Source organism: Bradyrhizobium sp. JR4.3, from assembly GCF_040547695.1.
Taxonomy (GTDB): Bacteria; Pseudomonadota; Alphaproteobacteria; order Rhizobiales; family Xanthobacteraceae; genus Bradyrhizobium; species Bradyrhizobium canariense.
This window is the reverse complement of sequence record NZ_JBEPQF010000004.1, coordinates 281,679-302,778: the sequence shown is the minus strand read 5'-3', so window position 1 is coordinate 302,778 and position 21,100 is coordinate 281,679. Positions and strand designations below refer to the sequence as shown.

21 protein-coding genes and 1 pseudogene are annotated in these 21,100 nt (G+C 64.1%); 8 read left to right on the top strand and 14 right to left on the bottom strand.

Annotated elements, in window-relative coordinates; translation table 11 throughout:
- Positions 1-85: 85 nt before the first annotated feature.
- From ABIB91_RS10015 to ABIB91_RS09980, 8 genes are all read right to left on the bottom strand, one after another.
- Entirely contained in the window at positions 86-826 is a 741-nt protein-coding gene (locus tag ABIB91_RS10015) for an ABC transporter ATP-binding protein (protein WP_007595939.1), read from the bottom strand.
- Entirely contained in the window at positions 823-1,656 is an 834-nt protein-coding gene (locus ABIB91_RS10010) for an ABC transporter ATP-binding protein (protein WP_219681517.1), read from the bottom strand. Before ABIB91_RS10010 ends, ABIB91_RS10015 begins: the two co-directional genes overlap by 4 nt.
- On the bottom strand, positions 1,656-3,479 hold the full coding sequence (locus ABIB91_RS10005; RefSeq protein ID WP_354160425.1) for an ABC transporter permease: 1,824 nt from the start codon (positions 3,477-3,479) through the stop codon (positions 1,656-1,658). Before ABIB91_RS10005 ends, ABIB91_RS10010 begins: the two co-directional genes overlap by 1 nt.
- 13 nt (positions 3,480-3,492) lie before the next feature.
- Entirely contained in the window at positions 3,493-4,650 is a 1,158-nt protein-coding gene (locus tag ABIB91_RS10000) for an ABC transporter substrate-binding protein (RefSeq protein ID WP_007595945.1), read from the bottom strand.
- Positions 4,651-4,710: 60 nt separating this feature from the next.
- Positions 4,711-5,298, bottom strand: coding sequence for an alkylhydroperoxidase domain protein (locus ABIB91_RS09995; RefSeq protein WP_354160423.1), 588 nt, complete (start codon positions 5,296-5,298; stop codon positions 4,711-4,713).
- 13 nt (positions 5,299-5,311) lie between these two features.
- Positions 5,312-5,935: a CMD domain protein gene (locus ABIB91_RS09990; protein ID WP_007595947.1), complete on the bottom strand. Its 624-nt coding sequence runs from the start codon at positions 5,933-5,935 to the stop codon at positions 5,312-5,314.
- Positions 5,936-5,968: 33 nt separating this feature from the next.
- Positions 5,969-7,003: a putative FMN-dependent luciferase-like monooxygenase gene (locus ABIB91_RS09985; RefSeq protein ID WP_354127226.1), complete on the bottom strand. Its 1,035-nt coding sequence runs from the start codon at positions 7,001-7,003 to the stop codon at positions 5,969-5,971.
- Positions 7,004-7,139: 136 nt separating this feature from the next.
- Positions 7,140-7,934 (bottom strand): MetQ/NlpA family ABC transporter substrate-binding protein, encoded by a 795-nt coding sequence (locus ABIB91_RS09980; protein ID WP_354160420.1) that lies wholly within the window; start codon positions 7,932-7,934, stop codon positions 7,140-7,142.
- Between the two features lie 72 nt (positions 7,935-8,006).
- On the opposite strand from ABIB91_RS09980, the gene ABIB91_RS09975 reads away from it, so the two are divergent.
- Entirely contained in the window at positions 8,007-8,219 is a 213-nt protein-coding gene (locus ABIB91_RS09975) for a hypothetical protein (RefSeq protein WP_354160418.1), read from the top strand.
- Between the two features lie 7 nt (positions 8,220-8,226).
- Here ABIB91_RS09975 and ABIB91_RS09970 read toward each other — a convergent pair whose 3' ends face one another.
- Positions 8,227-9,672 (bottom strand): MATE family efflux transporter, encoded by a 1,446-nt coding sequence (locus ABIB91_RS09970; protein ID WP_354160416.1) that lies wholly within the window; start codon positions 9,670-9,672, stop codon positions 8,227-8,229.
- A 137-nt stretch (positions 9,673-9,809) separates the two neighbouring features.
- On the opposite strand from ABIB91_RS09970, the gene ABIB91_RS09965 reads away from it, so the two are divergent.
- Both ABIB91_RS09965 and ABIB91_RS09960 read left to right on the top strand, forming a co-directional pair.
- Positions 9,810-10,394: a TetR family transcriptional regulator gene (locus ABIB91_RS09965; RefSeq protein ID WP_354160414.1), complete on the top strand. Its 585-nt coding sequence runs from the start codon at positions 9,810-9,812 to the stop codon at positions 10,392-10,394.
- 195 nt (positions 10,395-10,589) lie between these two features.
- Positions 10,590-12,377: a peptide ABC transporter substrate-binding protein gene (locus ABIB91_RS09960; protein WP_354160412.1), complete on the top strand. Its 1,788-nt coding sequence runs from the start codon at positions 10,590-10,592 to the stop codon at positions 12,375-12,377.
- 38 nt (positions 12,378-12,415) lie between these two features.
- Here ABIB91_RS09960 and ABIB91_RS09955 read toward each other — a convergent pair whose 3' ends face one another.
- From ABIB91_RS09955 to ABIB91_RS09945, 3 genes are all read right to left on the bottom strand, one after another.
- Positions 12,416-12,601: a hypothetical protein gene (locus ABIB91_RS09955; protein WP_007595953.1), complete on the bottom strand. Its 186-nt coding sequence runs from the start codon at positions 12,599-12,601 to the stop codon at positions 12,416-12,418.
- 336 nt (positions 12,602-12,937) lie between these two features.
- Positions 12,938-13,165 (bottom strand): hypothetical protein, encoded by a 228-nt coding sequence (locus ABIB91_RS09950; RefSeq protein ID WP_354160410.1) that lies wholly within the window; start codon positions 13,163-13,165, stop codon positions 12,938-12,940.
- A 77-nt stretch (positions 13,166-13,242) separates the two neighbouring features.
- Positions 13,243-13,437: a hypothetical protein gene (locus tag ABIB91_RS09945; RefSeq protein ID WP_027519884.1), complete on the bottom strand. Its 195-nt coding sequence runs from the start codon at positions 13,435-13,437 to the stop codon at positions 13,243-13,245.
- Between the two features lie 115 nt (positions 13,438-13,552).
- On the opposite strand from ABIB91_RS09945, the pseudogene ABIB91_RS09940 reads away from it, so the two are divergent.
- A pseudogene (locus ABIB91_RS09940) lies at positions 13,553-13,651 on the top strand (DUF892 family protein); the annotation flags it as partial.
- Between the two features lie 90 nt (positions 13,652-13,741).
- Here the strand turns inward: ABIB91_RS09940 and ABIB91_RS09935 are convergent.
- Both ABIB91_RS09935 and treZ read right to left on the bottom strand, forming a co-directional pair.
- Positions 13,742-14,599 carry an SDR family oxidoreductase gene (locus ABIB91_RS09935; protein WP_354160408.1) on the bottom strand — a complete coding sequence of 286 codons (858 nt, stop codon included), beginning with the start codon at positions 14,597-14,599 and terminating at the stop codon, positions 13,742-13,744.
- Between the two features lie 63 nt (positions 14,600-14,662).
- A complete protein-coding gene (gene treZ / locus ABIB91_RS09930; protein WP_354160406.1) occupies positions 14,663-16,474 on the bottom strand; it encodes a malto-oligosyltrehalose trehalohydrolase in 1,812 nt (603 codons plus the stop codon).
- Between the two features lie 276 nt (positions 16,475-16,750).
- Between treZ and ABIB91_RS09925 the strand changes: the two genes are divergently transcribed.
- The 4 genes from ABIB91_RS09925 to ABIB91_RS09910 all read left to right on the top strand — a co-directional run bounded on the left by ABIB91_RS09925 (position 16,751) and on the right by ABIB91_RS09910 (position 21,100).
- Complete coding sequence (locus tag ABIB91_RS09925) at positions 16,751-17,032, top strand: DUF3606 domain-containing protein (RefSeq protein ID WP_219681535.1); 282 nt, start codon at positions 16,751-16,753, stop codon at positions 17,030-17,032.
- A 19-nt stretch (positions 17,033-17,051) separates the two neighbouring features.
- Complete coding sequence (gene glgX / locus ABIB91_RS09920; RefSeq protein WP_354160404.1) at positions 17,052-19,289, top strand: glycogen debranching protein GlgX; 2,238 nt, start codon at positions 17,052-17,054, stop codon at positions 19,287-19,289.
- Between the two features lie 104 nt (positions 19,290-19,393).
- Positions 19,394-19,687 (top strand): hypothetical protein, encoded by a 294-nt coding sequence (locus ABIB91_RS09915; protein ID WP_354160402.1) that lies wholly within the window; start codon positions 19,394-19,396, stop codon positions 19,685-19,687.
- 141 nt (positions 19,688-19,828) lie between these two features.
- Positions 19,829-21,100, top strand: a complete 1,272-nt coding sequence (locus ABIB91_RS09910; RefSeq protein ID WP_007595978.1) for a DUF892 family protein — start codon at positions 19,829-19,831, stop codon at positions 21,098-21,100.

Here is a 21,100-nt window from a genome sequence, read left to right as displayed (position 1 = left end):
AAGGTGGTCATACTGGCCAGACTCGACTTCCACCCGATGATCGCATATGCGGATTTGCGGGAGGGAGGAGACGACAGCGGACCCCTTACGCGGCCTCGGAGCCGCCGAGATAGGCATCGCGGATGCGGGGATCGTCCTTCAGCGCGCGGGCGGAGCCGGAGAGAACGATCTTGCCGGTCTGGAGCACATAGGCCTCGTGCGCGATCTCGAGCGCGAGGCTGGCGTTCTGCTCGACCATGAAGACCGAGACGCCCTCCTGGTTGATGGTGCGGATCAGCTCCAGCACGCGGTCCACGTAAAGCGGCGACAGGCCCATGGTCGGCTCGTCCATCACGATCATCCTGGGACGGCTCATCAGCGCGCGCGCCATCGCGACCATCTGCTGCTCGCCGCCCGAGAGCGAGCCGGCGCGCTGCGACAGCCGCTGGCCGAGCTTCGGGAACAGCGTGAGCATCTTGTCGAGATCCTGCGCGATCGCCTCGCGGTCGTTGCGCACGAACGCACCCATCAGGATGTTCTCGCGCACGCTCATGTCGGCGAACAGCCGTCGCGCCTCCGGCACCGAGGCAATGCCGCGGCGGACGATCTGCGGCGTGGTAAGTCCGAGCAGCGAGGCACCGTCGAAAGTCACCTCGCCCGAGCGCGGCTTCACCAGGCCCAAAATGATCTTCATCGTGGTCGATTTGCCGCTGGCATTGCCGCCGAGCAGGCAGACGATGTGGCCGCGCGGAACTGATATCGACAGGTCGAAATGCACCTGGGCCTGACCGTAGAAGGTGTTGACGTCGGTGAGCGTCAGCAGCGCATCGGGAGGCGGGTTCGTCATGCCGCGCTCTCCTGCTTCGTCGTCAGGCCGTGGCCGAGATAGGCCTCGATCACCTTGGGATCGCCGCGCACCTGTTCACCCGGGCCTTCCGCGATTTTCTTGCCCTCGTCCATGACGATGACGCGATCGGACAGGCGCATCACCATTTCGAGCTTGTGCTCGATCAGCAAGATCGTCAGCCCTTCGGCTTTCAGCTCGGCGACGAGCCCCTGCATCTCCGTGGTTTCGGTTGGATTCATGCCGGCGGTCGGCTCGTCGAGCAGCAGCAGGCGCGGCCTCAAGGCGAGCGCACGGGCGATCTCGACGCGGCGGCGGTTGGCGTAAGAGAGACTGTAGGCGGGCTGGTCGATGCGCGGCAGCAGCCGCTCGCCGAAGCGCGCGAGAATGACCTTCACCTCCTCGCGCAGCCGCTCCTCCTCGGCCTTGACGCTGGCGGGGCGCAGCAGCGCCAGACCCAGTTCCAGCAGCGGGCCGATCAGCGGCACGGCCGGCTTGACGGCACGCAGCCGCGTATGGGCGCCGATCAAGACGTTGTCCATGACGCTGAGATTGCCAAACACGCGACCGAGCTGGAACGTGCGCGCGATGCCTTCGGCGGCGAGCCGTTCCGGCGAGAGACCCGTGATGTCCTGACCTTCGAAGCGAACCGTCCCGGCGTCCGGCAGGTCAAGCCCGGTCACCAGATTGAACAGCGTCGTCTTGCCGGCCCCGTTCGGGCCGATGATGCTGATCAGTTCGCCTTTGGCGAGATCGAGATCGATGGCGTCGACGGCGGTGAGGCCGCCGAAACGCCGCGTCAGACCGCGCAGGGACAGCATGGTCGTGCTCATCACATCGTCCCCAACAGGCCCTGCGGCCTGAACCGCACCAGCAGCAGCAGCACGATGCCGTAGATCAGGATGCGATACTCCGCCGCAATGCGGAACACTTCCGGCAGGCCGACCAGCGCGACCGCCCCGAGAATCGCTCCGACGACATTGCCGAGGCCGCCGAGGATCACCACAGTCAGCGCCAGGATGGATTGCTGGGTGTTGAAGGTCTCGTGGTTGATGTAGGAATAGAGGTGCGCGGCGATGCCGCCGCTGACGCCGGCGGCAAAGCCGCCGAAGATGAAGGCGAGCGATTTGTAGCGATTCAGGCTGAGCCCATAGGCGCGCGCGGCGATGTCGTCGTCGCGGATGGCGCGAAAGCTGCGGCCGAGATGCGAGCCGAGCAGGCGTCCCTGCAGCAGCGCCAGCACGACCATCACGATGAAGCTGAACCAGTAGATCGAAATCGGGCTGACCAGCTCATAGCCAAATAGCGCCAGCGGCGGAATGCCGGAAATGCCGATCGGACCGCGCGTGACGCTCTCCCAGTTCAGGATCACAAGCGAGACGATCTCGCCGATCGCGAGCGTCGCGATCGACACATAATGTCCGCGCAGCCGGAACGACGGTGAGATCAGCGCCGTGCCCAGCGCCGCGCTCATCAAGCCGCCGCCGATGATGGCAAGGCCGACCGGGACGGCGAACGTGAGCGACAGCAGCGCGGAGGTGTAGGCGCCGATCGCGAGCAGCGCGGCGTGCCCGAGCGAAACCTGGCCGATCGTGCCTGCCACCAGGGTGAGGCTCAGCGCGAGCATGCCGAGCAGCCAGGCGTTGATCAGGGTCTGGAGCACGTAGAACGACACCGGCAACAGCGGCAGGATCGCGAAGACGGCGGTCGCGATCAGCAGAGCCCAGCGCGGAATACGCACCGGGCGGCTCGGCGCAATGAAAGTGCCGGTGAGCGGCTCGGGCGGCGCCTGCCGTGCGCTGGCGAACAGACCGTTCGGGCGCAGCACGAGCACCACGACCAGCAGCAGGAATGCGAACAGATTGCGGTAGCTGGTGCCGAACACGGCGACGCCATAGCTCTCGACCAGTCCGAGCAGCAGGCTGCCGATCACCGCGCCCGGCACGTTGCCGGCGCCGCCGACGACTTCGGCAACGACGCCCTTGAGCGTCGCCTGCAGGCTCATCGCGGTGTCGATCTGGTTGTAATACATGCCGACCAGCAGGCCGGAAACGCCGCCGAGCGCAGCCGCAATGCCGAACACCGCCTGATTGACGCGATTGACGTCGACGCCCATCTGCATCGCGGCGTCGCGGTCCTGCGCGGTGGCACGCACGGCCCAGCCGAGCTTGCTGTAGCGCAGGAACACGAACAGCAGCAACGCGCTGGTGAGGCCGACACCGGCGATGAGGAGATCGAGCGGTCCGATCGTGCCGCCGCCGATCTGGAAGCGGATATCCGGCAACTGGCTCGGCAGCGCGCGCGGATTGGGCGAGAAGGTCAGCATCACGAGCTGATCGAGCACGAAGCTGATGCCGATCGTCGCCAGCAGCGGCGCGATGCGCACCGAGTTCTGCAGCGGACGCAGGCCGAACCGTTCGATGATCAGGCCGACCAGCGCTGCCGCCACCGCGACCACGATGATGGTGAGCGGCAGCGGCGTGTGCAGCTGCACCACCGCGACCCAGCCGATATAGGCGCCGACGAGGTAGATCGACCCTTGCGCAAAGTTGATCAGCCGGCTGACGCCGAAAATCAGCGCGAGCCCGACCGCAACGAGGGCGTAGACGTTACCGACGATCAGCCCGTTGATCGTGTAGTCGAGCCAGGAAGACACGCAGAAAATCCCCTCAGGTCGGCTTGCCGTCCCAGAGCGCGAACTGGCCCTTGCGTACGACGAGCTCGGCATTCATGGCGCCCTTGACGCGCCGGCTCTCGACGTCGAACGTCGCTTTGCCGAAGATCACGCTCGATACGTCCTTCACTTTCGTGAAGGCGTCGCGGATCGCACGCCGGTCGGTGCCGCCGATCTTCACCACGGCGGCGGCCATGTTCATCGCGTCATAGGCGTAAGCGTTGAACGCGTCGGGCTCCACCCCGTTGTACTTCTTCTTGAAGCCCGCGATGAACGTCTGCACCTCGGGGCGCGGGTCTTCCGGGAAGTAGCGCGTGCCGACATGGACGTCCTCGACGGCCTCGCCGCCGAGCTCCAGGAATTTCGGCGAGTAGACCGAGCTCGCGGCGCAGATCACCTGCTTCAGCCCGACCTGGCGTGCCTGCCGCGCGATCAGCGCACCGTCGGAATAATAGGAGATCAGGATCAGCCCGTCCGGATTGGCGTCGCGGACCCGCACCAGCGTGGAGCGGAAGTCGCGCTCCTCCGCAATGTAGCCTTCGGTGACGGCGATTTCGGCGCCGTGTTCTTTCGCGGCCTTGACGAAATAGTCTCGGCTGGTGCGGCCCCAATCGGTGTTGAGGTGCAGCACGGCGAGCTTCTTCAGGCCGAGACGCTTCACGGCATAAGCCGCCAGCAGCGGCTGCTCGTCAGCCTGGCTGACCGAGGTGCTCCACATGAAGTCGCCGCCCTTGGTGAAATCGGGATGCGAATTGGTGAACCCGAACTGCACCAGCCCGCCGCGCTGATAGATCGGCGAGGCCGCCATCGAGGCGGGGCTGGAGAAGTCGCCGAGCTCCATGACAATCCTGGGATCGGAGACGAACTTCTGGGCGATCGCCACCGACTGGCGCGGGTCGCTCTGGCTGTCTTCGAAGCTGTAGGCGAGCTTGCGGCCGTTGATGCCGCCCGCTGCCTGGATCTCGTCCAGCGCGAGATCAAAGCCCTGCTTCCACTGCGTGCCATATTGTGCGTTCGGCCCGGTCAACGGACCGCTGACGCCCAGCAAAATCGGTTCGGACGATTGCGCAAGCGCGGCGCGCGAGAAGGCTGCTCCCGCCATCATGGCGGCAAGCGAGCCCTTGACCAGGGTACGACGATCGATGTTGCTCATGGACGGCTCCATCCTGTCAGGTGTTGAAACAACCAGCAATTTCCATGCCGGTGAGATTGGCTATTTCGAGGGCTCGCCGAGCGACAGCATCAGCCGGTTCGCCCAGTTGAAGAACGACCCGCCGTTGATGACGTCGACGATCTCGGCATCGTCGAGACCGGCGCGGCGCAGCTCATCGATATTGTCGGGGCCGAACGCGATCGGCGTTGCGGCCAACGCCACCGAGGCATTGACGACCGCATTCCAGCGCTCGTCGCCGAGATCGGCGCCGACGCCCTCGTCGAGCAGCCGCTGCACATCGTCGCGGCGCTTGGAATAAGTGCTGGCGAAACGCGCGTGCACGGAGGCGCAGTAGATGCAGCCGTTGTAGCGCGAGGTCGCAGCCGCTGCGAGCTCGCGCTCGGCGCGCGGCAGGCCGTCGGCAACGTTGTAGAAGATGTCCTTGTCAGTCTTGGTGCGGGCTTCCAGCACCTCGGGATCGCGCACCAGCAGTCGAAAATATTCGGACTTGGAACGGGAGCGATCGACGAGGCCGGCGAAATGCCGCTCGGTCAGCTCGGCTTCGGGCAGCGGATCGATCCACGACACCCAGCCCAGTTCATCCTGGGTGAAGACGACGGGCGGATTGACGTTGTTTGCAGCGCTCATGATTGCGATCTCCTTAGGCGCCGCCCGCAGCGTTTGCGCTGCCAAGCGAGGCGCCGAGCACGCGCAGTCCGGTGACGACGCGCACCTGGAACGACAGGAACGCAACGAGCTGAGAGAACGTGACGATTCCGGTGTTCGACCAGCCGGCAGCGAGCAGCGCCTTCATGTCGGCCACGGCCGCATCGCGCGGGCGGAACACCAGCAGATGCGCATGCTCGAACGCCGCAACGAGCCGGTCCCCGAGATCGGTCTTGCGCTCCGCGCTGACGCGGTAGGCCAGGCCGGCCTTGTTCTCGACCGACAGCGGCCCGGCCGGAAAGGCGCCGTAAGGGCCCGAAGTCTCGCCCCGCGCGATTTCAGCCTCGATTGCCTCAATCAGGCGCGCACCGTCGGCGATCGCAGTTAACTTCGCCCGATAGAAGGCAGCTACGGTCGGCTCGCGGTGAAGACCGATCACGAAGAACGCGACTGCCGCCCGCTCGACAAGCGAGACATCACCGGCATCGATCGGCTCGAACAAAGAGAGATAGCTCTTCTGCGCATTGTCACGCGCCTGCACGCGCTTGGCGCGAATGCCGTCCAGGGCCGATCCCGGCTCAATCCCAGCGAGCGCGTCGATGATATCCTTCGTAGCCATCATTCAGCCTCGTACAATTCTCTGGTGTCGCAACTAGCCCGCCAGCGCCACATCCGCCGCCGTCCGGGTCCAGCCCAGCGCCGGCGCGACCTTCTCCGCGACCAGCTCGATCGAGCGCAAGATATGGGGATGCGGGGCATCGACCGAATGCGCCTGGAAGACGAGATCGGTCACCCGCTCCAGCGTGGCGTCGGCGCGGAGCGAAGCGATCACGTCGTCGGCCGCGCCGACATGGGTGTCGAACGCTGCGATCATCTCCTCGAGCGTCTCGCCCGGCTTGGCGTGGCCGCCCTTGAGGAATTGCGGCAGCGCGCGCCGCAGCCCGATATCGGCAAGGCGTAGCGCCTCGGTGCGGTCGTCGGCGACGAAGATGGTGCGCGAGGCCATGATGCGGGGTTCGCGTCCCGGCGGCAGTGCTTCGAGGTAGGCATCGATGACCGGATTTTGAATCTCGGCCAGCGTTGCCTTCGGCGCCTCCTTGGTTCGAGGCTGGGTGCGCGACAGCAACAGGCCATCGCCCGCCTTACCGGCACGCGCGCCGCCCGCAACGGAGAACGTCGCCTGCCAGATCCGGTTGTCCAATTGCGGCCGCTGCGGATAGAGCGTGTCGCCACCGTCGAGCGGCTTGCCCGTCAGCGCCGTGCGGACGATTTCCAGATTGCGCGCAAAGATCTCGTTGCGCTGGGCGCTGTCGAGGCCGAAGGCGGCAAAGGCCGAGGGATTGCCGCCGGTGCCGACACCGAGCTCGAAGCGACCATTGCAGAGCAGATCGAGCACCGCGGCATCCTCCGCCACCCGCACAGCATTCTCCAGCGGCAAGGTGACGATGCCGGTGCCGAGCCGGATGCGCGAGGTTTGGGCTGCGACGTAACCGAGGAAAGTAAAGGGCGACGGCAGGCCGCCCTCGCGCTCGTGGAAATGGTGCTGCGCGATCCACGCGGAATCCAGGCCCACTTTCTCGGCGCGCACGATCTGCTCGGCCGCGAAGCGATATCGGTCGGCGGGCGGGGCCTCGTCGAGAAGCCGTGTGAAAAAGCCCAGGCGTTTCAGGTTGGCTAAGCGTTTCATACGACCCCTGCAAGGCGAGGATGGGCCCCGATGATGTCGGTTGCCGCAGCTCCAGACAAGCGGGCATTGCGCAGGGCTCGTACGCAAGGCTGCCCGCCGGGATCGCCCTGAGCTGAACTTTGGCTGGGCAGACTGCCTACCAGCTCGGCAGTACCGCGCCCTTGAATTTGGTCAGGACGAACTCCTTGACCTCCGCCGTGTGATAGCTGTCCACAAGGATCTTGACCCATGGCTTGTCCTTGTCGACCGTGCGAACGGCGATCAGATTGACGTAGGGCCCCTTCGGGTCCTCGCGCAGGATCGGATCCTTGACGGGATCGAGGCCCGCCTGGGTTGCATAATTGGTGTTGATCGCGGCGGCGTCGACGTCGTCGAGCGCGCGCGGCGCCTGCGCCGCGTCGACCTCGATGAACTTCAGCTTCTTGGGATTCTCGGCGATATCAAGCACCGTCGGTTTGAAGCCCGTGCCGTCCTTCAGCTTGATCACGCCCTTGTCGCGCAGCAGCAGCAGCACGCGGCCGCCATTGGTCGGATCGTTCGGGATCGAGACCTTGCCGCCCTCGGGGATGTCGGCGAAGGCCTTGTGCTTCTTGGAATAGACGCCGATCGGGAAATTCACGGTCAGGCCGACGGCTTCGATCTTGTAGCCACGGTCCGCCTTCTGGTTGTCCAGATAAGGCTGGTTCTGGAACGAATTGGCCTGGATCTCGCCGGCCTCGAGCGCGGCGTTCGGCACGACGTAGTCGGAGAATTCGATGAGCTGGATGTCGAGACCCTGCTTGGCGGCGATCGGCTTCACGGCCTCGAAAATCTGGGCGTGCGGCCCCGGCGTCACGCCGATCTTGATGGTCTCGGCCGAGGCGCCCGCCGACCACGCGACGAGGACGGCAGAAAGGATCAAGGGGAGGCGAAACGACATCTTGGTCTCCATGATCTTGGTCTCCATGACTCAGCGGCAACGATTGGAACCGTATTCGCTTCTCTATGTGGCGAAATCAATGAAATGGAAATCCATATTGGATGCCGGCAGCGGCAGACACCTTCTCAATTCGATACCAATCGGGAAACGAATTCACAGAGATTAGGAATGCTCTGCGCAAGCGTGACGGGCATCACGGCGCAACAACAGCCGGGGAGCGAAAATGGCGGCGAGATAGCAGCAGGCAATCCAGCCGGGATTTCGGTGCTGGTTGTCGGTGTTGCCAGCATCAGATGATCTGCGCCTACTCGGAACGCCAGGTCGACGGCGACAGCATGATCAGGACGCAGATCACGGCATAGGCGGCGAGCGATGCCGTCACCATGGTGGCGAGCCCCGCCATGCCGGCGCCGAAGCTTGCCACCGCGATCCAGCCGCCGCCGGCCGCGATCAGGATGCGCGCGACCGAAGACGCGAGCGGGCCGATGGCGCGGCCGGTGCCTTGCACGGCGAACGACGTCACGAAGCCGAAGCCGAGTGCGACGTAGGCCGGCGCGACGATGCGCAAGTAGGTCATGCCTTCGCCCACCACCTCGGCATCGTGACTGAAGAGATTGAGCCAGGCCGTCGGGAAGATCGCCACCAAAAGGCCGATCGTGCCGGTCATAACCATGCCGACAACGCCGCTGATCCAGCCAATGCGACGTGCCCGCGCCGTCTGTCCCGCGCCCATGTTGACGCCGACCATCGTTAGCGTCGCGGTGCTGATGCCGAACAGCAGCGGGATCATGATGTAGTCGAGCCGCGAGGCGATGCCGTAGCCGGCGAGCGCGGAGGTGCCGAACAGGCCGACCGCGCCGGTGACGAGAATGACGGTGAGATTGGTCAGCACCGCATTGAAGGCGGTGGGAATGCCGACCTTCAGCATGTCACCGAAGATTTTTGCGCGGAGCGGCACGATGTGCAGCTTGAGGCCGGTCGCGCCTGAGGCCATGTAGCGCAGCAGAAACAGCATCGCCGCGCCGTAATAGAGGCCGAAGGCGATGCCCGCGCCGCCGATGCCGAACCGCGGGATCGGTCCCAGACCGAAGATCAGCGCCGGCGACACCGGAATCGTCACGATCGCGCCGACCAGCGTCACCAGCGCGGGCACCTTGACATTGCCCGCGCCGCGTAGCGCCGCCGCCTGGAGATTGACGATCCAGACCGGGATGGCGCCGGCGAACAGACAGTTGGAATAGGTGGTGGCCGCAGCGAGGGCACCGTCGGCGCCGCCAAGGGCGCGGTAGAGATGCGGACCGCCGACGATGACGCCGAGCGTGAACACGCCGCCGGCAATCATCGCGAGCACCACGGCATGAAACAACGCGGCTTCGGCATCGTCGCGGCGGCCGGCACCGACCGCGCGCGCGACCGAGGAGGCAACGCCGCTGCCGAAGCCGCCATTCGACATCATGGTCATCAGCATGAAGATCGGGAACACGAGCGCCGCACCGGCCAGCGCATCGGTGCCGAGGAAGCCGACATAATAGGCTTCCGCGATGTTGACCGCGGTTTGCGCCACCAGGACGGTCACGGTCGGCAGCGCGAGCCGGAGCAGCGTCGGCAGGATCGGCGCCGTCAGCAGCGCTGCGCGCCGCTGCTCGGCCGCGCCTAGTGTTGATGCCGCCACTTGGCGGAGCGGAGCGGTGGCGCGAGCCACGATCTGCGGGGCGGACAAGGCCGGCGCGGCGGCATCCTCGACTGACATGGGTTCGATCCCTGGGGTCCCGAAGGGCCGCCGCCGATCGGCCGCCCATTGCATTATGTTCATAATGTATTATTATGATCATAATGCAATGGGCCCGGCCTCACGATTTTGTGGCGGGGGTCGCGCAGGAGGCGGGATTGGCGCGCTACGACAAGGGACACAGGGACACGACGCGGCGGCACATCATCGACGTCGCCTCTTCGCAGTTCCGCGAGAGCGGCATCGCCGCGGTCGGCCTCGCCGGCATCATGGCGGAAGCGGGCCTGACCAACGGCGCCTTCTACACGCATTTCGCTTCCAAGGAGGATCTGGTACGCGCGGTGCTGATCGACGCCCTGGAGCGGCGCGAGCAGAGGCACAAGGACAATCTTGCAAACGGCGTCGCGCTCGAGGAAACGATCCGCGACTACCTCTCCCCGCGCCATCGCGACCGCGCGGGCGCCGGTTGCCCGACCGCAGCACTTGTCGCCGAGATCGCGCGACATCCCAAGGCGACGCGCGATGCCTTCACCGGAAAGACGTCGGAGATCATCGCGCTGATGGCGGCGCAGATGCCGGAAGGCCCCGCTGCGGAGCGTCGACGACGCGCCATTTCGGTCTACGCAACCATGGTCGGCGCGCTGCAATTGTCGCGCGCGGTGAGCGACAGGCAATTGTCGGAGGAAATTCTCGAGAACGCGGTTGGAGCTGCGCTGGCGCTTGCGAATGGGCGGTTCCCCTAGCTCGCATTGGATCGCCGCCTTGGGTCTCTCGCGCGGCGATCCAGCTAGCGCCCCTTGGCAGCCATAGCTGCCGTCCCCTACGTTCGTCATTTCGCCGCAGGGTTTTCTCACCCTGTCGGCATTGCCGCCTCGCCCGTGATGAAACATGATGGGCCTTGGCCGGTGACGACTTGTCTGTAAAGTGGGGATCATCCGATGAACGAGAACGAAATCCGCAAGTCCATCGCTGAGGTGAAGCAAGGCAAGCTATCGCGACGTTCGTTCATGCAGACGATGGCTGCGATCGGGATCGCAGCGCCGGTCGCGAGCCAGATCCTGGTCTGGAACGACATGGCGATGGCGGACGCCACGCTGCCTTACAAGCCGACCAAGGCCGGCGGCGGCGGCCCGCTCAAGATCCTGCTCTGGCAGGCCCCGACGCTGCTCAATCCGCATTTCGCGCTCGGCACCAAGGACCAGATCGCCTCGCGCGTCTTCTTCGAGCCGCTCGCCGGCTGGGACAAGGAGGGCAACCTCGTCCCCTGCCTCGCGGCCGAGGCTCCATCCAAGCAGAACGGCGGCCTTTCGCCGAACGGCCTGAGCGTGACCTGGAAACTGAAACAGGGCGTGAGGTGGCATGACGGCAAGCCCTTCACTGCCGACGATGTCGTCTTCACCTGGCAATACGCCTCGGATCTCGCGACCGCGGCGTACACCACGGGTTCCTACAAGGACATCACGGTCGAGAAGATCGACGACCACACCGTCAAGGTACTGTTCAAGGCGCCGACGCCGTTCTGGGCCGATCCCTTCGTCGGCTCGGTCGGTCCGATCCTGCCGAAGCATCATTTCGGCGATTATGTCGGCGCGAAGTCGCGCGAAGCGCCCGGCAATCTGAAGCCGGTCGGCACTGGTCCCTACAAATTCGTCGAGTTCAAGCCGGGCGACCTGATCCGGGCCGAACGCAATCCCGACTATCACGTCAAGAACCAGCCGCATTTCGACACGCTCGAAATCAAGGGCGGCGGCGATGCGGTGTCCGCGGCGCGCGCCGTGCTGCAGACCGGCGAATATGACTACGCCTGGAACATGCAAGTGGAGGAGGAGGTCCTCAAACGCATGGAGGCCAGCGGCAAGGGCAAGCTCGACGTCACGCCGTCAGGCAATGTCGAGTTCATCATCCTCAACACGACCGATCCGTGGACCGAGGTGGACGGCGAGCGCTCCAGCCCCAAGACCAAGCACCCGACGCTGTCCGATCCCGCCGTTCGCCGCGCGATGAACTTGCTGATCGACCGCGAGTCGATCCAGAAGTTCATTTACGGGCGCGGCGGCGTCGCCACCGCGAGCTTCGTCAACGCACCCAAACAGTTCAAGTCGGCCAAGCTGAAATACGAGTTCGACGTCGACAAGGCCAACAAGGTCCTGGATGACGCCGGCTGGGCAAAGGGCGCGGACGGCATCCGCGAGAAGGACGGCAAGAAGCTCAAATTCGTCTTCCAGACTTCGACCAATGCGCCGCGTCAGAAGACGCAGGCCATCATCAAGCAGGCCTGCCAGAAGGCCGGCATCGAGATCGAGATCAAGGCGGTCACGGCATCGGTGTTCTTCTCGTCCGACGTCGGCAACCCCGACACCTACTCGAAGTTCTATGCCGACATGGAGATGTACAACACGACGCAGCCGCAGCCCGACCCGGAGCGCTTCCTGAACCAATGCGTCTCCTGGGAGATTTCCAACAAGGACAACAAATGGCTCGGCCGCAACGTCTCGCGCTGGTCCGATCCCGAGGCCGACAAGGCCTACAAGGCCGCCCAGAACGAGCTCGATCCGGTCAAGCGGGCCGCGCTGCTGATCAAGGTCGACGAAACTTTTTGCGAGGCCAACGTGTTCCTGCCGCTTCTATCCCGCAACATCGTCAACGCAGGGGTCAACAATCTCATGGTCGACATGTCAGGCTGGGACGTCACGACCTGGAATCTGGCGAGTTGGTACCGCAGCTGACGCTTTCCAGCTCAATTGCCAGTTCAATCCTTGCGAGCTCAATCCCTGCCGGCGAATTGACGGTCGAGGTTTGACGCAGTGTCGGCGCTTCTCAGCCGCTTCATCAGCTCATCCCGCTCCTTGCCGTCGGGCAACGCCTCGGCCTTTTCGCGGATGGTCCTGGTGAACTCTGCAAGCCGCTCTTGAAGCGTGGTGGTTTGCTGAACGCGACGCCGCCTGTGCACGATCGGGTCTCCATGTCATGGCACCATGCGGTGCCTATCCGCATGGCCGATGATAAGAGCGAGCGCAGCCATGTCTGCATCAAATGATATAGTTCAAGCCATTTGGTACCGACGCCCTTTGTGCACATGTGAACAGTCGGAGCTGCCTTCAGCTGCCGGTCCGGAACGAAAATGACGGCTGTTACATTGACGCGGCGAGACAGCACGGACGCGCCATGGGCAAGATATTGATCAGCACCGCCGTCGTAAGCCTGGCGCTCATCATTGCCTTCGCGGTCTATGTCATCACTCTGTGAATTGCCGACAGCAGAAGCCAATGATGGTGCGGCTCGGACATCACCCGCGCGCGCAGCAATCGACCAACAGGTCCCAGATCCGCTGCGCCTCGGCCGGCTTGCGGGCTTCGAGCCCCTTCTCCGGGTCGGACTGCGAGTGGCCCGCCACCAGGTGCGTTTCACGCGGCACGATCCATCTCTGGGAGATCGGGTCGTACCATTTTCCGATCATCATTTCAGTCACGCCGATCGACTCACCGATTTGATCCCGGGCGGAGCTACGGCTCACGGGCTTCGTCCAATCCCATTCGCCGCGCCTCGCCCATTTTACAAATCGGCTTCTTGCCCGATCGTTCCTGCAACGGCTCAGCCAGGCCGCGCCGGATGAAGCGTACGGGGATGCCGCTCGTGCAGCAGTCGCGCGAGCTCTTCCCGCTCCGCTGGCCGTCCCTTCATGGCGGTCTCGAACAGCGCTTCCTGGATGTCGCGGGGCATGTCACCCCAGACGTCCATCGCCGCTCGTCCGAGCAGGCTCGCAAGATGATCCGCTCCATCGCTCATTCGGCTCTCCTGATCTGGTCACGGGAATGGAACAGCTGCAGCTGTGCGGCGTTCCAGTTCCATCATTGTCAAGGAGACGTCGTTTACGGGATTCTTCACCAAGGACATCAAATCGATGGAAGACCTGCTGCTGCACGGGCTGCAGGATATCTATTACGCGGAACAGCAGATCCTCAAGGCGCTGCCGAAGATGATCGAGAAGGCGACAACAAGGACCTCGTCGCCGGTCGAGGCGTACTGGTGAAGACGTGCTGGGCGTGGCGGCCCTGCTCGCAGGGCTGCCACGTTCTCGTCGCACGTTCGGTCAGATGAACGGCTTGCCGCCGGTGACCGCCAGGGTCGCTCCCGATGTGTAGCTCGAGAGCGGATCGGCGAGCATGACATAGGCTGTCGCGAGTTCGGCCGGCTGGCCGGCCCGTTGCATCGGCACCTGCTTGCCGAAGTTCTTCACAGTGTCCTCCGCCATCGTCGACGGAATCAGCGGCGTCCAGATCGGACCCGGGGCGACCGCATTGACCCGAATGCCTTTGCTCGCCAGCATCTGGGCGAGCCCACCGGTAAAATTCTGAATGGCGCCCTTGGTCGTGGCATAGGCCAGCAAAGTCGGATTCGGCATGTCGGAGTTCACCGACGCGGTGTTGATGATCGCCGCTCCCGGGCGCATGTGGGGGACCGCAGCCTTGGTGAGATAGAACATGGCGTGGATATTGGTCTCGAACGTCCGCTGCCATTCCTCGTCGCTGATGTCAGCGATCTCCTTGAACGTGTCCTGATGCGCCGCGTTGTTGACGAGGATGTCTATTGCGCCGAACGCCTCGACGGTGCGCTGGATGATCGCGCGGCAATGATCGGGATTGCGGATGTCGCCGGGGATCAGGACGACCTTGCGTCCTGCGCGCTCCACCAGCGTCTTGACCTCGGCGGCATCCTCGTCCTCGTTCAAATAGGCGATGACGATGTCGGCACCTTCCCGGGCATAGGCGATCGCGACCGCGCGGCCGATGCCACTGTCGCCTCCGGTGATGATTGCCTTCTTTCCGGCCAAGCGCCCGGCGCCCCTGTAACTTTCCTCGCCATGATCCGGTCGCGGGTTCATCGCGCGCGTCGAACCGGGCATCGACTGCTGCTGCGGCGGGAAAGGCGGCTTTGGATATTCGGTCATGAAGCGGCTCCAGAGATTTACTCCGCTAACGGAAAGCTTTCGGAAGCGTTCCTCGCTGTTCCATCACGCCTCGTGGCCAAGCCTTACGATGATGTCGCTCCGCAACAGGGCTGGCGCTTCGGCGGCGCCCAATCGCCATAGGCTCTCGCCCGCAACCAGCGCCGGCATGGGCAGTTCGCCGTCCGCGAAATTGGCGACAATCTGCAAGATGTCTCCGTTCTCCGTCCGCCAACGGGCATCCAGGCCGCCCTTAGCCTCGTTCTCCCCCAGCAACTTGCAATGAGCCGAAACGAAACCCCGTTTGATCAGCGGAACGATCTTCTCGCGCCGTATCCTCAGCAATCGGGTTGTGAGGCCGCGAAACCTGGCGCTGGCGGAAGAGCGGTCGATGCCGGTCCAGTCGAGCTTCGATGCCGCGAAGGTTTTTTCATCGCACGGATCCGGAATCCTGGCGCGCATGTCGGGCGTCGAGAATGCCTTGAAGTGCGCGAACTCCTTGCGTCGCCCTTCCCGCGTCCGCTCGGCAGCTTCGCCGGACCAGTCTGCGAAAAACAGGAACGGTGTCTCGGCCGCGGCTTCCTCACCCATGAACAACATCGGAATGTGCGGATTCAAGAGAACCAGCGCCATGGCCTGATCCAGTTTCTCCGGACCGACCAGCGCGGAAAGCCGCTCCCCGAGCGCGCGATTGCCGATCTGGTCGTGGTTCTGGGCGAAGAAGATGGTGGCCTCAGGCGGCAGATGCGCGCTCGGCTCGCCGCGCGGTTCGTCATGCAGCGGAAAGACTTCGCCCTGATAGGCAAAGCCCTCGGTGAGCGCTCGCGCGAGATGTTCAAGCGGCCTGCCTGCGAAGGCGCGATAGTAGCCTTCGTCCTCACCCGTCAAGAGGACGTGGAGCGCGTTGTGAAAATCATCGCCCCATTGCGCGTCATAGAGCCGGGTTCGCCCTTGAGCACGGTCGAGCAGGCGGACCTGATTGGCCTCGTTCTCCAGCATCAGATGCACGCGTCGGCCCGGCAGCTGACTGCGAACCGTCTCGGCAAGCTCGATCAGGAAATGGCGGTCGGAATCGTCCTTGAGCGCGTGAACCGCATCGAGCCGCAAGCCGTCGAACCCGTAGTCGCGCAGCCACATCAACGCGTTCTCGATCAGGAACTCGCGCACGAACGCGCCGTCGTGTCCCTCGAGGTTGACGGCAGGGCCCCAGCCGGTGCTGTGGCGCGTGATGAAGAAGCTTTCCGCATAGAGGTGCAGGTAGTTCAGCTGCGGCCCGAAATGGTTATAGACCACATCGAGGTAGACCATGATGTCGAGGGCATGCGCCGCGCGTAGCAGCCGCTTGAGGTCTTCCGGCCTGCCGTAGCGTGCATTGGGCGCATTCAGCAGCACGCCGTCATAGCCCCAATTATGCCGGCCGGGGACGTCATTGAGCGGCATCAGCTCGATTGCGGTAATGCCGAGATCGTGCAGATAGGGCAACTTCTTCTCGACGCCGGCATAGGTGCCTTCCTCACTGAAGGTGCCGACATGCAACTCGTAGATTACGGCTTCCGCCCAGGGGCGGCCGGGATAGAGCACCGAGTCCCGGAACGCCGGGGTGTCGATCACCTCGCTCGGCGCCCCGACGTCGTCGGGCTGGAAGAACGAGGCGGGATCGGGAACGACCAGATCTTCGTTGATCCTGAACTGATAGCGCGTGCCGACATGCGCGGTGGGACTCAACGACTGGTACCAGCCATCATGGTCGCGCGTCATCCGGAGTGGCGGCCGGCCGGCTTCGAGCAATTCGACCGATTGCGCCGTCGGCGCCCAGAGATTGAAGCAGACCCCGTGATCGAGGCATCGAGGGCCGTGGTGTCGCGCTTGCCCGGCCATTCCCAATCTGTGACTCAAACCTGGCCGCCTTTGCGTGGCTGGAAGTAACAGCACGCTTCGCGAGGCTCGATTTTACGATCGCTCGAGCATGCTCAGGACGGGAGAAGCCGAGATGGAGGCATTCGTTCCTCAGGCCGGCGCCACACCGATGCGCCATGCGCGTTGTGTGCACTTTTGGGCCGAGGTGCGGCGACGATGGTTGGGGAAGATCACTGTTGCAAACAGGGAACGGAATCGCCTCGGCGACGGTTGCAGTTCTACACGGGAGTTTTCGCCATGCGCCGCTCGAAGCCACAGCCGATCCGCAACAAGCTCGACCTGACCGACCGTACTCAGGTGCGCCTCGTCAGAAAGCGTCTCGGACTGTCGGATGCGGAGCTGACCAGCATCGTCGAGCGGACCGGCAACTCGATTGCGGCCATCAGCAAGGAGGCGGCGCTGCAAAGGGCAACCACGCTGCCCAAGCCGGACGATGTACCTCCCGCCGCCGTGATCGCTTCGGCGACCGTCGGCGAGCAGGCGACGACGGAAGTGACGGCAATCCCACCAAATTCTTGAACGACTTTTCGGGGCAACGATGGATCAAACAGTACATCCAGACGACGCCCTGACGCGGGCGGCCTCGCGCCTGCGCCGCTCCCGCATCAGCGAGGGCAAGCCGTTTCCGCTCGGCGCCACCTGGGACGGGCTCGGCGTCAATTTCGCGCTGTTTTCGGCCCATGCCACCAAGGTCGAACTCTGCCTGTTCGACGACGACGGCGAGACCGAACTGGAGCGGATCGAACTCCCGGAATATACCGACGAAGTCTGGCATGGCTATTTGCCCGCGGCCCGTCCCGGCACCATCTATGGCTATCGTGTTCACGGCCCCTACGAACCCGACGCGGGACACCGCTTCAATCCCAACAAGCTCGTGCTCGATCCTTACGCCAAGCAGCTGGTCGGCCGGTTGCGCTGGGGACCGGAGCTGTTCGGCTACCAGCTCGACCATGCCGACAAGGATCTCTCCTACGACGAACGCGACAGCGCGCCCTTGATGCAGAAATGCCGCGTCATCGACCCGGCCTTCACCTGGGGCGCCGCGCGCAAGCCGGAAGTGCCATGGGAGCGGACGATCGTCTACGAGATGCACGTCAAGGGTTTTACCCAGCTGCATCCGCTGGTGCCCGACGCAGACCGCGGCACGTTCTCCGGCCTCGCGCATTCGGAGGTCCCGGCCTATCTGCGATCGCTCGGCATCACCAGTGCAGAATTGCTGCCGATCCATGCCTTCGTCGACGACAGCTATTTGGTTGAGAAAGGCCTGCGCAATTACTGGGGCTACAACTCCCTCGCCTTCTTCGCGCCGGAGCCACGTTACCTCAAGACGCCGTTCGCGAACGAATTCAAAGCCATGGCCAACCAGTTCCACGCCCATGGCATCGAGGTCATCCTCGACGTCGTCTACAATCACACCGCGGAAGGAAACGAGCTCGGCCCGACCCTGTCGTTCAAGGGCATCGACAACGCTAGCTATTACCGCCTGCTGCCGGACCAGCAGCGCTACTACATCAACGATACCGGTACCGGGAATACGGTGAACCTGTCGCACCCGCGTGTGCTGCAACTCGTCGCGGATTCCCTGCGCTATTGGGCGACCGAGATGAGGATCGACGGCTTCCGTTTCGACCTCGCCACCATCCTGGCACGGGAGCCCTACGGGTTCGACGAAGGCGGCGGCTTTCTCGATGCCTGCCGTCAGGACCCCGTGCTCTCCAGCGTCAAGCTGATCGCCGAGCCTTGGGACATCGGTCCGGGCGGCTATCAGGTCGGCCAGTTTCCGCCGGGATGGGCGGAGTGGAACGACAAGTTCAGGGACACGGTGCGCGCCTTCTGGAAGGGCGACGAGGGATCGATCGCGGACTTCGCCAAGCGCGTGTCCGGATCCGGCGATCTCTTCAACAAGCGCGGCCGCCGGCCGTGGGCCAGCGTCAACTTCGTCACCGCACATGATGGTTTCAATCTCAACGATCTCGTCTCGTACAACGACAAGCACAACGAAGCCAATGGCGAGGACAATCGCGACGGCCACAGCAACAATCATTCCTGGAATTGCGGCGCAGAGGGACCGACGGACGATCCGGACATCATTGCGCTGCGCGAGCGCCAGAAGCGCAATCTGCTGGCAACCATGCTGTTGTCGCACGGCACGCCCATGCTGCTTGCCGGCGACGAATTCGGGCACACCCAGCACGGCAACAACAACGCGTACGCCCAGGACAACGAGACCACATGGCTCGACTGGATGGGCATCACCGCGAATGGCCGCAGCCTTCGCGAATTCACCCGCAAGCTGATCGCCACGCGCAAGGCATTTCCGATTCTCTACCGCAGCCGCTTCCTGGTCGGCTCGCACAATGAAGAGCTGGACGTGAAGGACGTGACGTGGCTCGCGCCGTCCGGAGAGGAAATGACGACGGAGCAGTGGCAGGACGGCAACGCCAAATGTTTCGCTTTGCTGCTCGACGGCCGCGCCCAGGAGACCGGCATCAAGCGCCGCGGCTCGGACGCAACCATGCTGCTGATCTACAATGCTCATCACGACGTCGTCCATTTCACCCTGCCCGCCGTCGCCGAGGGACGCAGCTGGGTCGGGTTGATCGACACCAATCAACCGGAGGGGCAGATGCCCGCGTTCGACTTCGGGCATGTTTATGTGATGACCGGGCGATCCCTCGTGGTGTTCGGTCTCGCCACCGAGAGCATCGCCACCCGCCGCCTGCGCCAGGGCCTGGGAGCGCTGCTGGACGTCGTGGAGGCGCCGCTGCCGGGATAGTCGCCACGATCAGGCGAGCCGATGCTTTCGAGTTGATGACAATTGGGAACGCACGCAGGTTACCAGCGTTCGAGTAAATGGGGCATCAGTCGGAGAACACCGAGATGAAGTTCACAGGTGTCGTTATCCTCGCTGCCCTCGCATTGCCCGGAGCAGCTTTGGCGCAGGCCAGCAAGCCTGACGTTTCGTCCGCGCCGAGCGCACAGAATTCGGGTGCCGGCATTGCCGGACAGCCCGGCAACAAGAACGGGCCGGCGGCCAAGCCCGGTGAAACCGTCGGATCGAATTCGACGAGCTCCACCGGCAACACCGCCGTGCAATCGCAGGACCCGGCGCATATTCAGGGCGCACCGGGCAATAAGAGCGGGCCGCCCGCCAAGCGTCCGGATCAACGCTGAACGAACACGTCCACAATCCTGCCGATCGACTTCGAACGACCTGCGCCTGATCGGCGCAGGTCGTTCCGCTAGGAACGAACGCTGAAGCCGCCCGTTCGGAAGACATCTTCTTTCCTGCCCTCCCAATCCGAGAGTCCCGCCATGTATCATCACGTCAAGAAGCTAATGTTCACCGTTCGCGTCGACGAGCCGGATCCGCGCTTCGGCAACATGCTGCTGGAGCAGTTCGGCGGCGCCAATGGCGAGCTCGCCGCCGCGATGCAGTACTCGATCCAAGGATTGAACTGTGAGGATCCCGATCGTAAGGACCTGCTGATGGACATCGGCACCGAGGAGCTCAGTCATCTGGAAGTGGTGGGCACGCTGGCGCGGATGCATCTCAAGCCCTCGAAGTTCGACCGCCAGGCGGCCGAAGCCGATCCCCTCATCGCCATCGCGGGCGGCGGCGGAGTCAATCTGTTCAACTCGCAGGGCAATGCCTGGACCGCCGACTATCTGAAGATCACCGGCGAGCTCGACGTCGATCTGCGCAGCAACATCGCCGCAGAGGCGCGGGCCAAGATCGTCTATGAGCGGCTGATCAATTTCTGCGACGACGCCGGCAGCAAGGACGCGCTGCAGTTCCTGATGACCCGCGAGATCACGCACATGAAGGCGTTCGCGCTGGCGCTCGAGAGCATGGGCAAGCCGGCCTTCAGCATCGGCCGCATCGCCCCGACGCCCGGCCTTGTCGACCAGTTCTTCAACGATTCCACCGGCGCCGGCGACCATGGCGAGATCGACACGCGCGGCCCCTGGAACGAGGGCGGCGACTGGGTCTTCACGGAGTCGCCGGCGATCCAGGCGGGCGAACCGGGTCCGGCCTCGGCCATCGTCACCGAGAGCTCGCCGCCGGCCGACGAAGCGGGTCTCGGCGATCTGCTCATCAACGAGCTGCGCGATATCTTGCATGCCGAGAAGCAATTGACCAAGGCGCTTCCCAAGATGGCGGAGGCCGCCCGCTTCGACCAGTTGCGCGAGCTGTTCGAGCAGCACTTGGCGGAGACCGAAGCACAGGTCGAGCGCATCAACGAATGCTTCGAGATGCTCGGCAAATCCGCCCGCGCCAAGCCCTGCAAGGGCATGATGGGCCTCGTCGAGGAGGGCCAGGAGATCATGGCCGAGGGTGAGGACAAGGAGGACGCGGCGGCCGACCTCGCGCTGATCGGCGCGGCGCAACGCGTCGAGCACTACGAGATCGCAGGCTATACCACGGCGCGCAACCTCGCCCAGCAGCTTCGCCACAGCGCCGTTGTCGCCCTGCTGTCGAAATCACTCGCGGAGGAGGAGAACGCGGATCAGCTCCTCAACCAGGTGGCCCGCTCGCTGATGTCGGTGGCGAAAATGCCCGCGGCAGTCGAGCAGACCGAATGA

Coding starts and splice junctions, on each gene's coding strand:
- ABIB91_RS10015 (WP_007595939.1), bottom strand. CDS start 826: ATGACGAACCCGCCTCCCGATGCGCTGCTGACGCTCACCGACGTCAAC.
- ABIB91_RS10010 (WP_219681517.1), bottom strand. CDS start 1,656: ATGAGCACGACCATGCTGTCCCTGCGCGGTCTGACGCGGCGTTTCGGC.
- ABIB91_RS10000 (WP_007595945.1), bottom strand. CDS start 4,650: ATGAGCAACATCGATCGTCGTACCCTGGTCAAGGGCTCGCTTGCCGCC.
- ABIB91_RS09995 (WP_354160423.1), bottom strand. CDS start 5,298: ATGAGCGCTGCAAACAACGTCAATCCGCCCGTCGTCTTCACCCAGGAT.
- ABIB91_RS09990 (WP_007595947.1), bottom strand. CDS start 5,935: ATGGCTACGAAGGATATCATCGACGCGCTCGCTGGGATTGAGCCGGGA.
- ABIB91_RS09985 (WP_354127226.1), bottom strand. CDS start 7,003: ATGAAACGCTTAGCCAACCTGAAACGCCTGGGCTTTTTCACACGGCTT.
- ABIB91_RS09980 (WP_354160420.1), bottom strand. CDS start 7,934: ATGGAGACCAAGATGTCGTTTCGCCTCCCCTTGATCCTTTCTGCCGTC.
- ABIB91_RS09975 (WP_354160418.1), top strand. CDS start 8,007: ATGGAAATCCATATTGGATGCCGGCAGCGGCAGACACCTTCTCAATTC.
- ABIB91_RS09970 (WP_354160416.1), bottom strand. CDS start 9,672: ATGTCAGTCGAGGATGCCGCCGCGCCGGCCTTGTCCGCCCCGCAGATC.
- ABIB91_RS09960 (WP_354160412.1), top strand. CDS start 10,590: ATGAACGAGAACGAAATCCGCAAGTCCATCGCTGAGGTGAAGCAAGGC.
- ABIB91_RS09945 (WP_027519884.1), bottom strand. CDS start 13,437: ATGAGCGATGGAGCGGATCATCTTGCGAGCCTGCTCGGACGAGCGGCG.
- ABIB91_RS09935 (WP_354160408.1), bottom strand. CDS start 14,599: ATGACCGAATATCCAAAGCCGCCTTTCCCGCCGCAGCAGCAGTCGATG.
- treZ (WP_354160406.1), bottom strand. CDS start 16,474: ATGGCCGGGCAAGCGCGACACCACGGCCCTCGATGCCTCGATCACGGG.
- ABIB91_RS09925 (WP_219681535.1), top strand. CDS start 16,751: ATGCGCCGCTCGAAGCCACAGCCGATCCGCAACAAGCTCGACCTGACC.
- glgX (WP_354160404.1), top strand. CDS start 17,052: ATGGATCAAACAGTACATCCAGACGACGCCCTGACGCGGGCGGCCTCG.
- ABIB91_RS09915 (WP_354160402.1), top strand. CDS start 19,394: ATGAAGTTCACAGGTGTCGTTATCCTCGCTGCCCTCGCATTGCCCGGA.
- ABIB91_RS09910 (WP_007595978.1), top strand. CDS start 19,829: ATGTATCATCACGTCAAGAAGCTAATGTTCACCGTTCGCGTCGACGAG.